Source organism: Atopobiaceae bacterium (assembly GCA_022483015.1).
In the GTDB taxonomy this organism is placed as follows: Bacteria; Actinomycetota; Coriobacteriia; order Coriobacteriales; family Atopobiaceae; genus JALCUE01.
Window position 1 is genome coordinate 1,441,674 of record JAKVOB010000001.1, and the last position, 13,862, is coordinate 1,455,535.

13 protein-coding genes are annotated in these 13,862 nt (G+C 65.5%); 12 read left to right on the forward strand and 1 reads right to left on the reverse strand.

From position 1 onward, the window contains the following. Positions 1-95 precede the first annotated feature (95 nt). The 5 genes from LKE50_06125 (at position 96) to LKE50_06145 (ending at position 4,595) form a co-directional block, all read left to right on the forward strand. Positions 96-989 (forward strand): ROK family protein, encoded by an 894-nt coding sequence (locus tag LKE50_06125; protein MCH3968177.1) that lies wholly within the window; start codon positions 96-98, stop codon positions 987-989. A gap of 145 nt (positions 990-1,134) precedes the next feature. Next, positions 1,135-2,226, forward strand: a complete 1,092-nt coding sequence (locus LKE50_06130) for a GGDEF domain-containing protein (GenBank protein ID MCH3968178.1) — start codon at positions 1,135-1,137, stop codon at positions 2,224-2,226. A gap of 136 nt (positions 2,227-2,362) precedes the next feature. Then, complete coding sequence (locus LKE50_06135) at positions 2,363-3,631, forward strand: DNA polymerase IV (GenBank protein ID MCH3968179.1); 1,269 nt, start codon at positions 2,363-2,365, stop codon at positions 3,629-3,631. Positions 3,632-3,704: 73 nt separating this feature from the next. Continuing rightward, entirely contained in the window at positions 3,705-3,971 is a 267-nt protein-coding gene (locus LKE50_06140) for a hypothetical protein (protein MCH3968180.1), read from the forward strand. 81 nt (positions 3,972-4,052) lie between these two features. Next, on the forward strand, positions 4,053-4,595 hold the full coding sequence (locus LKE50_06145) for a macro domain-containing protein (protein ID MCH3968181.1): 543 nt from the start codon (positions 4,053-4,055) through the stop codon (positions 4,593-4,595). 209 nt (positions 4,596-4,804) lie between these two features. Here the strand turns inward: LKE50_06145 and LKE50_06150 are convergent, their stop codons facing one another. Beyond that, positions 4,805-5,395 (reverse strand): hypothetical protein, encoded by a 591-nt coding sequence (locus tag LKE50_06150; protein MCH3968182.1) that lies wholly within the window; start codon positions 5,393-5,395, stop codon positions 4,805-4,807. Positions 5,396-5,679: 284 nt separating this feature from the next. On the opposite strand from LKE50_06150, the gene LKE50_06155 reads away from it, so the two are divergent. From LKE50_06155 to LKE50_06185, 7 genes are all read left to right on the forward strand, one after another. Then, entirely contained in the window at positions 5,680-6,384 is a 705-nt protein-coding gene (locus LKE50_06155) for an AzlC family ABC transporter permease (GenBank protein MCH3968183.1), read from the forward strand. Next, on the forward strand, positions 6,381-6,704 hold the full coding sequence (locus tag LKE50_06160) for an AzlD domain-containing protein (protein MCH3968184.1): 324 nt from the start codon (positions 6,381-6,383) through the stop codon (positions 6,702-6,704). Before LKE50_06155 ends, LKE50_06160 begins: the two co-directional genes overlap by 4 nt. Before the next feature lie 122 nt (positions 6,705-6,826). Next, positions 6,827-7,606, forward strand: coding sequence for a nitroreductase family protein (locus LKE50_06165; protein MCH3968185.1), 780 nt, complete (start codon positions 6,827-6,829; stop codon positions 7,604-7,606). A gap of 353 nt (positions 7,607-7,959) precedes the next feature. After that, positions 7,960-8,520, forward strand: a complete 561-nt coding sequence (locus LKE50_06170) for a hypothetical protein (protein ID MCH3968186.1) — start codon at positions 7,960-7,962, stop codon at positions 8,518-8,520. Positions 8,521-8,726: 206 nt separating this feature from the next. Further along, positions 8,727-8,948 (forward strand): type II toxin-antitoxin system Phd/YefM family antitoxin, encoded by a 222-nt coding sequence (locus LKE50_06175; protein ID MCH3968187.1) that lies wholly within the window; start codon positions 8,727-8,729, stop codon positions 8,946-8,948. Then, positions 8,945-9,337: a type II toxin-antitoxin system death-on-curing family toxin gene (locus LKE50_06180; protein MCH3968188.1), complete on the forward strand. Its 393-nt coding sequence runs from the start codon at positions 8,945-8,947 to the stop codon at positions 9,335-9,337. The genes LKE50_06175 and LKE50_06180 overlap by 4 nt, the downstream gene beginning before the upstream one ends. Before the next feature lie 227 nt (positions 9,338-9,564). Then, a complete protein-coding gene (locus LKE50_06185) occupies positions 9,565-13,692 on the forward strand; it encodes a Cna B-type domain-containing protein (GenBank protein MCH3968189.1) in 4,128 nt (1,375 codons plus the stop codon). Positions 13,693-13,862 lie beyond the last annotated feature (170 nt).

The following is a 13,862-nucleotide window of genomic DNA, read 5'->3' on the forward strand; positions in this document are numbered from 1 at the left end:
CCTTACTGGTTTGGTGTGGCATCATACACACCGTTGTGCGGTGTGCTACCGTGCGGCCTTGAGTATGTCCATTGCTGGCACAGATGGGGGATTCCATGGCAGAGCTGAACGCATCCACACGCATCGGGGCACTCGAGGCCGGCGGCACCAAGATGGTGCTTGCGGTGGGCAAGGCCGATGGCACGGTCATCGAGCAGGAGTCCATGCCCACGACCCAGCCCGAGACGGTCGTCCCTCGCATGGCCGAGTGGTTCGCGGCCCATGACGTGGAGGCCCTGGGCATCGGCTCGTTCGGTCCCACCGGTGTGAACCCGTCGAGCCCTGACTATGGCTTCGTGCTCGACACCCCCAAGCCTGGCTGGGCTGGCTATGACTTCCTCGGCACCATGCAGGGACGCCTCGGGATCCCTGTGGGCTATGACATCGACGTCAACGTGGCCTGCCTGGGCGAGCTCACCTATGGCTGCGCCCGTGGGCTCGACGTGGTGGTCTACCTCACGGTCGGCACGGGCATCGGTGCCGGTGTGGCCGTGAACGGCGAGCTGCTCCACGGTATGCTCCACCCCGAGGCTGGCCATATCCTCCTGCAGATGGACCCGTCCGACCCGGGCGAGTGCGTCTGCCCCTTCCATGACCGCTGCTTCGAGGGCCTGGCGTCGGGCCCCTCCATCGAGGCCCGCTGGGGTGCCCCTGCCAAGGAGCTCGACGGTCGCGACGAGGTCTGGAACCTCGAGGCCGACTACATCGCCCAGGCGCTCTGCGACTACGTGCTCTGCTACTCTCCCCAGCGCATCATCCTGGGCGGTGGCGTCATGCACCAGGAGCAGGTGTTCCCCCTCGTGCGCGAGAAGCTCGCGGACTACCTTGCCGGCTATATCAAGACGCCCGAGCTCGAGCACATGGACACCTACGTCGTGCCCAACAGCCTGCACGAGAAGCAGGGCATCATGGGCTGCCTCGAGCTGGGTCGCCGCGCCCTCGAAGGGTAGGTCCTGTCTCGACGGGCTTTCCACTTTATGAAGCATCGGTTACGCCCATGGCACGGATTGGGTGCAGACATTATCCTTGTACCGTCATGATGGATGGAGCCGTGCTGCTGCATGCCGTCTCGTCGCATCCGGCCGGAGGGGGACCATGTCTGCGTATTACACGATGACGATCGTCCTCTGCCTGCTCTCGATGCTGATCATGATGCTCGTGGTCTGGAGCGGGGACGCCATCTCCTCCCTCGTGCGCCACCGCTTCATCATCCTGTTCGGTGTGGTCGCGCTCGCGGCCGTGGCTGAGTGGGGCGGCGTGCAGCTCGAGGGCACGGGGAGCTCGACGGTCCTCGTCCATGGGCTCATCAAGGCGACGGAGCTCTCGTGCGTCCCCATGCTCGGTCCCCTTGCCGCGGGCATCCTCGGGAGCGGCACGAAGGCGTCGAAGGCGCGCATGAGGGCCGTCTGCCTGGCGCTCGCGGCCAATGCCGCGCTCGAGTTCCTCTCGGTCCCGTTTGGCCTGACGTTCGTCGTGGATGCCCAGAGCGTCTATTCCCATGCCGGATTCTACTGGGTCTATGAGCTCGCCTGTCTTGCGAGCATGGCCTATCTTGTCGTCGCCTCGGCGAAGGTGTCCACCATGTACCAGGGCTGCGACAACAACCTCCTGCTCTTCATCATGGTGCTGATACTGGTGGGGCTTGGCGCCCAGACGCTCGACTCGTCCGTACGGGTCGACTGGATCTGCCTCCCCATGGCAGCGATGCTCTTCTACATCTACTACGTCAACATCATCCTCGAGACCGACTCGCTCACGATGCTGCTCAACCGCCGGAGCTACGACTCCACCATCACCCAGACCGACGAGCCGCTCGCCCTGCTCATCTTCGACGTGGACAACTTCAAGCGGATCAACGACGACTACGGCCATGCCGTGGGCGACGACTGCCTCCGCCAGGTGGGCTCCCTGCTGCGGGGCGCCTATGCCGAGCACGGGCGATGCTATCGCATCGGAGGCGACGAGTTCTGCGTGGTCATGCGTCACGACCTCGACAAGGTCGATGCCCTGAGCTCGACCTTCTTCAACTCCCTCACGGACGTGCGGAAGGACAAGGACTGGATGCCGTGGGTCTCGATGGGTAAGTGCGACTACGACCCTGCCACCGACGACATCGCCACCGTGATCGAGCAGGCCGACCGGATGATGTATCGCTTCAAGGCCCGCTACAACGAGTCGCTCAGGTAGGACCTAGCCTCTGCCTGCTGCTTCATCGAACCTTCACCGACCTCCCCGTGCTTCTCGCCTGCGTCGTGATTCTGTCCCGACCCTGCCCCATGATACGAACAGATGTTCTATCATCAGAGGCGAGGAGGGGGTGGCGATGCGCGCGATCATCCACAGTGACATGAACGCCTTCTATGCCAGCGTGGAGCAGGCAGAGCACCCCGAGCTCCGGGGTCGTCCCGTCATCGTGGGCGGGGACGAGCAGAGCCGTCACGGCATCGTGCTCACGGCAAGCTACGAGGCCAAGGCCGCGGGCGTCACCACGGCGTCGACCCTGTGGCAGGCGCGTGCCGCCTGTCCCGAGGCCGTCGTGGTGCCGCCCCACTACGAGCTCTACCATCGCTACAGCCGTCTGGCGCGGCACATCTACTATGACTACACGGACCTGGTGGAGCCCTTCGGCCCCGACGAGGCCTGGCTCGACGTCACGGACTCGGCGCACCTGTTCGGGGGCGACGCCACGCTCGTGGCGCGTGAGATCTCGGAGCGGGTGCGCAGCGAGCTCGGCCTTGGGGTCTCGGTGGGGGTCTCGTGGAACAAGGTCTTCGCCAAGTTCGGCTCGGACCATGACAAGCCCAACGGCTACCTCGAGGTCCTCCCGGCAAATGCCATGGACGTGGTCTGGCCGCGTCCGGTGTCCGAGCTCATCTACGTGGGGCCGGCCACCACGGCCAAGCTCGCCCGCATCGGTGTCGCCACCATAGGGGACCTCGCCCGCTGTGACGCCGCCCTCGTGCGGCGCTGCCTGGGCAAGGTTGGAGGCGTGCTCCAGGGGTTCGCCCGCGGCATGGACGCCACCCCGGTGCGGCCGCTCGACCTTGCCAGCTGCGACGTGGACCGTGCGGTCAAGAGCGTGGGCAACGGCATCACCATGCCGTTCGACGTGGAGGATGCCACCTGCGCCCGTCAGGTGGTGTGGCTCATGGGCGAGTCGGTGGCCCAGCGGGTGCGTGCGCTCGGCCTCGAGGCACGTTGCGTGTCCGTCTCGGCGCGTGATGCCGCCACGCTCGCCCATCGCAGCCGCCAGTGCCGCCTCGCCCGGCCCAGCAACGTCACCTCCGAGCTCTGCGGCACCATGGCCCGTCTCATGGACGAGGGCTGGGATGTCGCCGACACGCCGGTGCGGGCCCTGTCCGTGCGGGCGAGCGGTCTCGTGCCGGCGCTCACGGGGCCGGTGCAGCTCGACCTCTGGGGGAGCGAGGAGGCCCGCCTCAAGGCTCAGGCGCTCGATGCCAGCATCGACGCCCTGCGCGCCCGCTTCGGCAACCATGCCGTGCGACGCGGCGTGGAGCTTGCCGACGAGCGTCTGGCAGGGCTCGACCCGGAGCGTGACAACACCACCCATCCCGTCTCGTTCTTCGCATGAGGTGGGCAGGAGGGCATGCGGCGCATGTCGGTCGTGCCGTGCGCACGTGGTCGCGGCAGGGAGGTGGGCACGCATGAGGGACATCGTCTCGCGCGAGAAGCGCTATGTGGAGGTCGAGAGCGTGACCGACCCTGACGGTCGCGTGCGCCCCACGGCCGTGGTGTGGGACGACGGCATCCGCTACGAGGTCGACCGTGTGCTCGACGTGCGGCAGGCATGCTCGCTCAAGACGGGTGGCACGGGCATGCGCTATACCATACGGGTAGGGGGGCGCTCGACCTACCTCTGGTTCGAGGGGCCGCGCTGGTTCGTCGAGGCAAAGGTGGCGGAGATGCCCTAGGATCCTGTCGGCCTGCGGCGAGGCCGCGGGCGCCGGGGCATCGGCGGCCTTCGCGCATGCATCCATCCGAGAGGAGCGCACATGATCGAGGTCTGGCATGGGTCGGTGGTGGACGCCCAGGTGGACGCCATCGTGAACGCTGCCAATCACACGCTGCTCGGGGGCGGCGGCGTCGACGGGGCCATCCACCGTGCGGCAGGTCCGGCGCTGCTCGAGGAGTGCCGCGGCCTGGGAGGATGCGAGACGGGCGATGCCAAGCTCACGGGTGCCTATGGCATCAGCCAGGCGCGGCACGTCATCCATGCGGTGGGCCCGGTGTGGTCTGCTGCGTCGGCTGCGGAATGTGCCTCTCGGCTGCGTGGGTGCTATACGCGTTCGTGCGACCTGGCGCTTGCGGCGGGCGACGCCTCGATCGCCTTCCCGGCCATATCATGCGGCGTCTATGGTTACCCGTTCGACGACGCGTTCCAGGTGGCGCTTGCGGCCGTGCGACCCTATGCCGAACGCCTCGAGCGTATCGTGCTGGCCATGTTCCTGGACCGAGAGTTCCAGGATGCCGTCGCCATCGCCCGCGAGCTGGGGCCGGTGGAGCGCATGGACGCGCGGACGGTCAGGCTGGGGTAGGCCGTCGGACTGCGGTCGGGTTGGGCCGGGAGGGCGCTTGCGGGTCACTCTCGCCAGGCAACGTGCCTGCTTGTACGCGTTGCCTGCCCTGGGTGACCCCGGCATCGCTCCCAGGCCACTCTGCGGGTCACTCTCGCCAGGCAACGTGATCGTCGCCCTGCGTTGCCTGCCCTAAGTGACCCTGGCGCGTGTCGCCGGCGCGCCAGTACTTACGAGCTCGCGACGGTGCAGCCGGCAATCACGTGCTGCGTGGCGGTGCCCTGCGAGGTGGTGCCGGCCACACGTCCCACCAGGGTGACCGTGCCCAACCCGTCGCCGGCGGCGGCCATGGCCTCCCGTATGGCCTGGGCGGTGTCCTCGCCCATGGTGGCCTGCACGAACGTCGTGCCTGAGGGCGACGTGAGCGAGCAGCGGTAGGTGTCGCTGTCGGCCGCGCGCAGCGTGAGCACATCGAGCTCCACGCTCACCCAGCTTCCGGTGGCAGGCCAGGTGCCGTCCGCGTCGAGCGAGACGGGCTCGGTGGGGGAGCCTTCCGCGTCCTTGGTGGGGGTGATGGCATCAGCCGCGGCTGCGGCACCGACCACCGAGGTACCGTCGGTCTTGGCGGCCTCCGTGACCGACGACTGTGCCGTGGCGGGGACCTGGTTGCCGCTGAGCGAGGTCGAGGTGCTGGTGGACGAGCTGTTCGAGAGGCCGCGGAATCCCACGGCCATCCCCAGGCTCAGGGCGATGAGCAGCAAGGCCACATAGACCTGGTTGCTCATGTGCCTCGTGCCGTTGTCGTCCTCGCCGTCCGCCATGCTGCCTCCCGTGCTGCCGCGCCGCATCGTGCCTTGCTGTATGTCTGCCCATCTTCGCACGTTCCATGCGGGGACGCTCGTCGGGCGGTGGCATCTGCAACAGATCCGAAGCCTTCGCATCCGAGAGGGACGTCCTGCTTCCGACGTCTGCCAAGAGGTGCGATCCGCCGACCTGCGGTGCCAGCGCGCGCCATCATGCCTGGGCCCACTTCTGACAACCAATCTCAGAAACCTGTCACTTTAGCCTGCTGCAGCGGCATCGCGCGCCTATACTGCAAGGTCACATGGCAACCTATCCAGACACATACGAATCCGCCCGCATGACGGCCGCCCTTCAGGCGGCACTGCCTGTCATGCTCGGGTATGTGGCCATCGGCATCCCCTGCGGCATCCTCGAGGACCAGATCGGCGTGGGACCGCTCCTCGCCTTCGTCGTGAGCATGACGTTCTACTCGGGGGCCGGGCAGTTCATGGTCTGCAACATGGTGCTGGCAGGCCAGCCGCTCCTCACCATCGCGGCGTCGGTCAGCCTGGTGAGCACACGCCAGGTGCTCTACTCGGCAGCGTTCTCGCCGTACTTCTCGCATACGCGGCGCTGGCTCGCCACGCTCTTCTCGGCCACCGTGACCGACGAGAGCTTCGGCGTGAACCTCGGGCGCTTCGCCGCCGACGCCTCCTGGACGCCGGCACATGCCACGCTGGTGAACCTCCTCTGCATGACGAGCTGGGGCGTGTCCAACGCGCTGGGCTCGCTCGTGGGGAGCGTCGTGGGCGTGCCTGTGGCGGTGGCGTCGTTCGCGATGACGGCCATCTTCATCTGCCTGGCGGCCACCCAGCCGCACACGCCCGTGACGGCCGTGGTCATGGTCGCCGCGGCGTTGGGCGTCGTGGTGTGCAAGTGCGCGGGCCTGGCCGGTGCCGGCATCCTGGTGGGCGCCGTGGTAGGCGTGGCCGCGGGGCTCGTGGCAGGGGAGGTGGGCAGACGATGAGCGCATCGGAGCTGCTCGGCCTCTATGGGTGCGTGCTCGTGGTCATCCTGGCATGCCGGTGCGTGCCGCTGCTGGCGCTGCGTGGCCGTGCCCTGTCGCCTCGTGTCAGCGAGGCCCTGGGCCTCATCCCGGCAGCGGCCTTCGCGGCGCTGGTCGCCAACGACCTCCTCACGCCCGGCATGTTCGATGCTGGCCTGTGGCCGGCGGCGCTGCCTCTGGTGGCGGCTGGCATCGTGGTGGTCGTGGCGCTCAGGACGAGGTCGCTGCTGTGGTGTGCCGTGGTGGGCGTGGTCGCCTACATGGCCCTGATGGCGCTGTAGGGGCTGGCTACGGCAGGCTCGCCGCACGTGCCTCGCGTAGCGGCTTCCGCCCGCGATCAGGTATCCGCTCCCTCCTGCGCGCTACCATGGGTCCCATCAAGACTCTGACCAGGAGGCGAGTCATGCCGGACCAACCCGAGCCCCATATCATCCATAACCAGGTCACGGACCAGCTCCGCGCCCGTGTGAGCGTCCGTGCGTTCACGGACCGTCCGGTGGACGACACCGTGCGCGCGAGCGTCCTCGACGCGGGCACGCAAGCCCCCACGGCGGGCGACCAGCAGCTCTACACCATCATCGACGTACACGACCAGGCCGAGAAGGACACCTTGTCCAGGCTCTGCGACAATCAACCCTTCATCGCACACGCGCCGATGGTGCTCATCCTCGTGGCCGACTGTCACAAGTGGCCAGCGACCTACGAGGTGGCCGGCGCGTGTCCGCGCCAGCCCGGCGTGGGCGACCTGATGCTTGCCGTGGAGGACGCGGCGATCGCCGCGCAGAACGTCGTCACGGCAGCGTGGTCGTATGGGCTGGGCTCCTGCTACGTCGGGGACGTTATGGAGCGCTGCGACGAGATGCGCGACCTGCTGCACCTGCCCGAGCATACGTTCCCGGCCGTGATGCTGGTGCTGGGGTATCCCACGGCCCAGCAGCAGGCACGGCCCAAGCCCGCACGCGCCCCGATGGGTGCGATCGTGTGCCGTGACGCCTATCGCGAGCCGGACGAGGCGGTGTGCCGCGAGCTCGTCTCGCGTCGTGTGCCGATGGGGACGACCTTCGAGGACTGGGTCTCGGCCTTCCACGAGCGCAAGTACGACTCGACCTTCGCGCGCGAGATGACGAGGTCTGTGGGGGAGTACCTGGAGGCGTTCGACGCGGCGGGTGCCGAGAAGGTATAGATGGCTTTACACGCACGACATCCGTAAATGCCAAAGCGCGGCAGTGTCTTCCTGCTGTATGGAGGTGGCCATGGCAACGAAGACGGTCGCGCTCCGCATAGACGAGAACCTCGCGACACTCGACAAGAGCAAGAGGGAGCTGGAGGCCAGCGAGCACGCCTCGGTCGATTGATGACTTGCCGTCCGTCGTGGGACCTGATGGGGCCAACCCATCGGCGATGAATTCCTCGATTGACATCTATGGATATGAAAGGGCGGCGGGGGACCTCGCTCGGGTCAGGCGTCCACGAGCTAGGGCAGTACTCGCTCGTATACTGTCTGAGCAAAGCATTTCCACGGTGAAGGGAACCACGTTGGCCAATGGCAACCGCAACGCTTCGAGCAACGTCCTGCTCGTGGTCGTTCTCGTGTGCATCGGGCTCTGCCTGTTCTGGCGGTTGCTCTGGTGGCTCTTCCTGAACCCGCTCGTCATCTTTGGCATGGTCGCCGCCGTCGTCGCGGCGGTCGTGCTCCTCTCGTACCGTACCGCGCGTAGCCTGGGCGACGTGTTCTCCGATGTCGTGCACGGCCGCCCTGCCATGCGTTACTTCCCGGACGCCTCCCTTGAGCTCGTCACACACTTCCAGTCCCCCGTGACGCACATCGGCCTCTACGAGAGGAAGGTCGAGTACGTGCGTGGCAATATCCATCTCGACCGGGCGGACGAGCATGGGGTCGATGGACCCGTTCGTGCGGATATGAGCAGTCGCACCACCATCCCCATCCGTTGCATCACGCAGGACAGCATCAGGCGCAGTGGCCTCTTCTCTAAGGTGACGCTCGTGACGGCGGGTGGCTCGAGCACGTTCAGCCTGCGCAGCAACGATGCTGATACCCTCAAGGCCTGGCTCGACGAGAAGCGCGGGCTCAACTGAGGGCCATGCTCAGCCTCTCGTCTGACGGCATCTCTGACGATCAAGAGGCCTGCGAGACGGCGCGCCCCTCGTCGGCGGTATGCGCTGCGATCTCGAGGGCGATGGCAGGCTAGGGGAGTATGGCGGCTCCAGATAGTGCACATTATTCTGTACAGATTAAGGGTACGATAACTGTACAGAAAGCATTGCTTCCAAGGAGGACTCCCATGCCGCTCACCGCGAGCTTCACCGACGTCCGTCGTGACCTCACCACCATCACCAACAAGGTCATGGAGGACCATGTCTCCGTGACCGTCTTCAAGCACAACAAGCCCGCCTTCAAGATTGTCCCGATCGACGAGCCGGAAGCCGTCCAGAGCGACTACGTGAAGGCCGCGATGGAAGCCGATGACGAGTACTTCGATATGTTTGAAAGGCTTGCTAAATGAGCCGGCGCCGCGGGGCGCTTAGCATCGATGAAGCCCTTGCCATCCATTCGTTCGAGATAGAGCGCCATGGCGGCCTGGATGGGGTCCGCGACGAGACGCTTCTTGCGGCAGCCGTAGCACGACCTTGGCAGACGTTCGGTGGTGCAGAGCTCTACCCGACCATTGAGGAGAAGGCTGCACGTCTCGGCTTTGAGGTTGTGACCCAGCATCCCTTTTGCGATGGCAACAAGCGAACCGGCGCAGCTCTCGTCATTGCTTTCCTTCGAGGGAACGGGATTCGCTTCAAACCACGGGCGGATGACTTCTATGACATGATCATGGGCGTGGCCGATGGCTCCCTGGGGTATGAGGACCTTCTCGGCTTCGTGAGGGAGAGCTGCTCGTCGTAGGAAGCGCGGGCTGCGGACCATCGCCCGATCATTCAGCCTTTGCCTATCCCAAGGTCCTTCTCGCGCGTCTCATATGCCTTCGCCGACCGTATCTGCCTGCGCTGATACCGTCTGGCAAAAAGCTGAACATTCATCAATATATTTGACCTTCCCATGCTAGAATCGGTGGCAATGCCGCGAGGGAAGGGGCTCTCTTGAACAATGCCACGCGAAGGTTTTCCGCACCGTTGATCGTCTCCATCCTGCTGGGCCTGATCCTCTGCCTGTGCATGGCGCCCCAGGCGCATGCCGAGGGTACCAAGGATCTCGTCGCCAACGGGGGCTACCGTCCCTACACCGAGCGCTATAACGCCCTCACCCAGGGCGAGAACCGCCTCTCGGTGATGCACGTCTACCTCAAGCAGGGCGAGACCGCCTACTTCGGCACGTCCGTCTCGACTGCCAAGCTCTATGAGGTCGCGGACAACAAGAACTCCGGCTACCTCTTCAGCAACGCCGAGATGGGCACGAGCTTCTCTGACTCCGAGCTCACCTACCTCAACACCGCTGACGTCTACGTGGCCAAGGGCAACTACTCGTCTGTGACCGACGCGCTGCCGTATGCCAATGGGACGCTGAACTCGGACGTCACCCTGATCGACCTGCCTGACGCCTCTACCAGCACCACCCCCGGCTACATCTACGACTCCACGCAGGAGGCGGGCGGCGTCGACGTCTCGGGCACCGGTACCGGCTACAAGGTCAGCTCCACCAACGGCCTCACCCCGGTGGGCTCGGTGGCCGCCAGTGCCAAGACCGACGCCAATGCCTTCACGGCCCCCTCGGACGGCGTCTACACCGTGGTGTTCTTCTCGTCGGGACACACGCGCCAGGATCCGGTCAAGACGCTCGCAAGCAACACGACCCCCTTCGCGCAGACCCAGCGTGGCGGCACCGTGGCCTCGTGGGACATCTCGGTCTATGACAACGGGACGCTCCAGACCGGCCGCGTCTTCACGAGCACCCTCTTCCTCAACATGGGCGGCAACGTCCTGGGCGGCAACGACTCGCTCGACTCCACGGTCTACGCGGTCACCAACGACGGCTACAAGTACAAGGTCGACTTCAACGGCATGGACCCGTACGGGTTCATGTTCTTCGCCAACAACCGAGGCCTTCTCACCACGTCGACCAACTCGTCGCTCTACCACGGTGTCAGGTCGAATAACAACCAGCTCTCGGACATCGTGAACCACGACGTCACGCTCAACAAGGAGCCCTCTGACTCCACGCTCGACGAGACGTACAACCTCTTCTACGAGAGCCCGTCCTCGGATGCCCTCACGGCTCTGGGAATCTCCGACCCGTCGAGCGGGCAAGGCGGCGTCTCGGACCTCAAGTTCACCGGTACCGACGACTCCACGGCCAACGAGGGCTACGTGGGCAAGGGTGGCACGTTCAGCTTCACCGCCGACGCCAACACGAGCGCCACGTCATACCAGATCGAGCTCGACTTCTCCTCGACGGGCGGTGGCACCGTGGTGCTGTCGAACGCCCTCAAGAAGGGTACGACCAACACCATCACCTGGGACGGCAAGGACGCCAATGGCAACTACGTCCCGGCGGGCACGTACCAGACGCTCAACGGCAAGCTCAAGCTCAAGGGCGGCGAGGTCCACTTCCCGCTGCTCGACGTGGAGCAGAACCATGCCGGCATCAAGATCGGCCGCATCAACGGCACCGGTGCCTCGGAGTCGAGCCCTGACTACACGGTCTACTTCAACAACTCGTCCTCCAACGCGGGCGACACCACCAGCCCCTGGACGCTCTCCAAGAACTGGGAGGTCGGCAACCAGACCGATGCCACGGCAGGCGTGAGCTCCGAGAATGGCGCCATGGCGTTCACCAACACCAACACCAAGAACAGTGCCAAGGGCATGAACCTCGTCGGAGACGGCGACCAGTGCGCGCTGGACGTGTGGGCCTACTACAACCGCACGGTCGACGAGTCGAACTTCTCGTTCAAGCTCGTGGACACCACGTTCACGGTGACCAAGGCCTGGGACCGCGGCACCGAGACGAACCCGAAGTCAGTGACCATGACGCTCATGGATTCCGACGGCAACGAGGTCACGACCGACGCGACGGGGACGGCCATCCTGAACCCGGTCACCTATGACACGACGACCTCTGCCACCTACACCTGGGAGCACCTCGACGCGACCAAGACCTATCACGTGGTCGAGACGGCTATCGACAGCTATACGACGGCCTATGGGAACGTGACCGGTAGCGCGACCGACGGCTACGCCCAGACGGTCACGAACACGCTGAAGCCCACCAGCCTCACCATCAACAAGGTCTGGGACATGAACGGTTCCAACGAGGCTCATCCTACGTCGGTCGACGTGCATGTGTATACGGATTCCGCCAGGACGCAGGAGATCACAGGTTCGCCGTTCACCCTGAACGAGACGAACAACTGGACGATTACGATCTCTGACCTCGACCCGATGCTCACCTACTACGTCTATGAGGATCCGGTCACCGGCTACAGTACCTACGGGGATGGTCAGGCGAGCGGCAACGCAAACGATGGCTACACGTCCACCATCGCCAACACCTTCAACTCCGGTGACTACATGTCCGTGGCCGTCTACAAGATCTGGAAGGGCGACGGCACGTACAGCGCCTATCAGCCGTCCTCGGTCAAGATGACGCTGCTGAAGGACGGCCAGCCGGTCACGACTGACGCGCTCGGCAACACGATCACGAACCCGGTCACCCTCAATGCGGCGAACAGCTGGTACTACGTCTGGCCTGCGCTCCTTGCCAAGGACACGAGCTCGACAGGATATACGGTCTCGGAGACCGATGCCAACGGCAATCCGCTCCAGGGCTATACCTCCACGTTCGACGGTGCCTCCTTCGGGCACAACTTCGGGTTCCTGGGAATGAGCAACGAGTACAAGACGACCACGTTCACGGTGAACAAGAGCTGGGACAACGGAGTCGATGCCAACGCGCCGACCTCGGTGACGATGCAGCTGCAGCAGTCGGTCGACGGAGGCACGACCTACACCGACTATGGCTCAGCGGTCGACCTGGACGAGGCCGGCACCTGGAAGCACCAGTGGACGGACCTGCCCACCTACACTGCCGAGAACAAGCAGATCCTCTATCGTGCGGTCGAGACGTCCGTGACCGGATACACCGCTGCTGATGGCGGGGTCACCGGGTCGGCGGCTGACGGCTACACCCAGACCTTCACCAACACCTATGGCTACACCAACCTGACCGTCAACAAGACGTGGGACCACGGCACGCAGCCGCAGGCCGAGTGGCCGAGCAGTGCGGTGTACACGCTCTACAACGGCACCACCGCCATCGACTCCTGCACGCTGAGCGACGCCAACTCCTGGACCTACACATTCGAGGGCCTTCCGCGTGATGGCTCCTTCTCGCTGGTCGAGAGCTCCGTGGACGGCTACGCCACGACCGGTGGCACCGTCACCGGCAACGCGACCGATGGCTACACCGCATCCTTCAAGAACACCTACACGCCGACCACGTTCACGGCCACCAAGGTCTGGGACCACGGCACGCAGGCCCAGGCCGACTGGCCGGGATCGGTCACGCTGCAGCTCTATGCCGACGGCGTGGCCACGGGCGCACCGGTGACCCTCACCAGCGCGGATGCCGACGTGAGCGGCAACTGGGTCTACACGTGGACCGACCTCGACCCCTCCGCGAACTACACGGTGAGCGAGACCGCCGTCGATGGCTACGGCACGACCGTGGGCGACGTGACGGGGACGGCTGCCGACGGCTATGCCGCGACGATCACCAACACCTTCGATCCCACCACCGTGACCGTCACCAAGACCTGGGACCACGGCACGCAGGACAAGGCTGACTGGCCTGCCTCCGTGACCGTCCACCTGTACAAGAACGGGACCGAGATCGCCAGCTTCGCGCTGAACGAGGCGAACGGCTGGAAGCACACCTTCACCGGACTCGCATCGGGCGCGACCTACACCGTGACCGAGGACGACGTCACCGGATACACCGGCAAGGTCGGTACCATGACCGGGTCGGACGCGGACGGCTGGACGGTGGACGTGAGCAACACCTATGACGCGCCGCCTGCGACCACGACGCCTGCGACCACGACGCCTGCGACCACGACGCCCGAGACCCCCGCGGCCACCTCACCTGCCACCACGCCGGACAACCCGGCGGCGACGCCGGTGAGCGACGAGGCCACCACGCCTCGCACGGGTGACACGACCACGTCTGCCGCGGCAATCATGCTGGTCGCGCTCCTTGGCGTGGGCTGCCTGGCGGCGTGCGTCTGGTACCGCAGGAAGGCCTAGCACGGCGTCGAGCCGCGCTCGATGAGAACGTCCTTGCCACCCCGTGCCGCCTCCTCGCGTCACGGGGTGGCGTGCGTCCGAGGGTGCTTGCCGGAGGTGGGTCGTCGCGTCGAGGGGATCGCGCCACAGAAAACTCCCCGCCGGAATCTGGGTTCCGACGGGGAGTGGCT

Bases quoted from the DNA above. Each gene is read 5' to 3' on its own strand.
- LKE50_06125 (MCH3968177.1), top strand. From the start codon at position 96: ATGGCAGAGCTGAACGCATCCACACGCATCGGGGCACTCGAGGCCGGC.
- LKE50_06130 (MCH3968178.1), top strand. From the start codon at position 1,135: ATGTCTGCGTATTACACGATGACGATCGTCCTCTGCCTGCTCTCGATG.
- LKE50_06135 (MCH3968179.1), top strand. From the start codon at position 2,363: ATGCGCGCGATCATCCACAGTGACATGAACGCCTTCTATGCCAGCGTG.
- LKE50_06140 (MCH3968180.1), top strand. From the start codon at position 3,705: ATGAGGGACATCGTCTCGCGCGAGAAGCGCTATGTGGAGGTCGAGAGC.
- LKE50_06145 (MCH3968181.1), top strand. From the start codon at position 4,053: ATGATCGAGGTCTGGCATGGGTCGGTGGTGGACGCCCAGGTGGACGCC.
- LKE50_06150 (MCH3968182.1), bottom strand. From the start codon at position 5,395: ATGGCGGACGGCGAGGACGACAACGGCACGAGGCACATGAGCAACCAG.
- LKE50_06155 (MCH3968183.1), top strand. From the start codon at position 5,680: ATGGCAACCTATCCAGACACATACGAATCCGCCCGCATGACGGCCGCC.
- LKE50_06160 (MCH3968184.1), top strand. From the start codon at position 6,381: ATGAGCGCATCGGAGCTGCTCGGCCTCTATGGGTGCGTGCTCGTGGTC.
- LKE50_06165 (MCH3968185.1), top strand. From the start codon at position 6,827: ATGCCGGACCAACCCGAGCCCCATATCATCCATAACCAGGTCACGGAC.
- LKE50_06175 (MCH3968187.1), top strand. From the start codon at position 8,727: ATGCCGCTCACCGCGAGCTTCACCGACGTCCGTCGTGACCTCACCACC.
- LKE50_06180 (MCH3968188.1), top strand. From the start codon at position 8,945: ATGAGCCGGCGCCGCGGGGCGCTTAGCATCGATGAAGCCCTTGCCATC.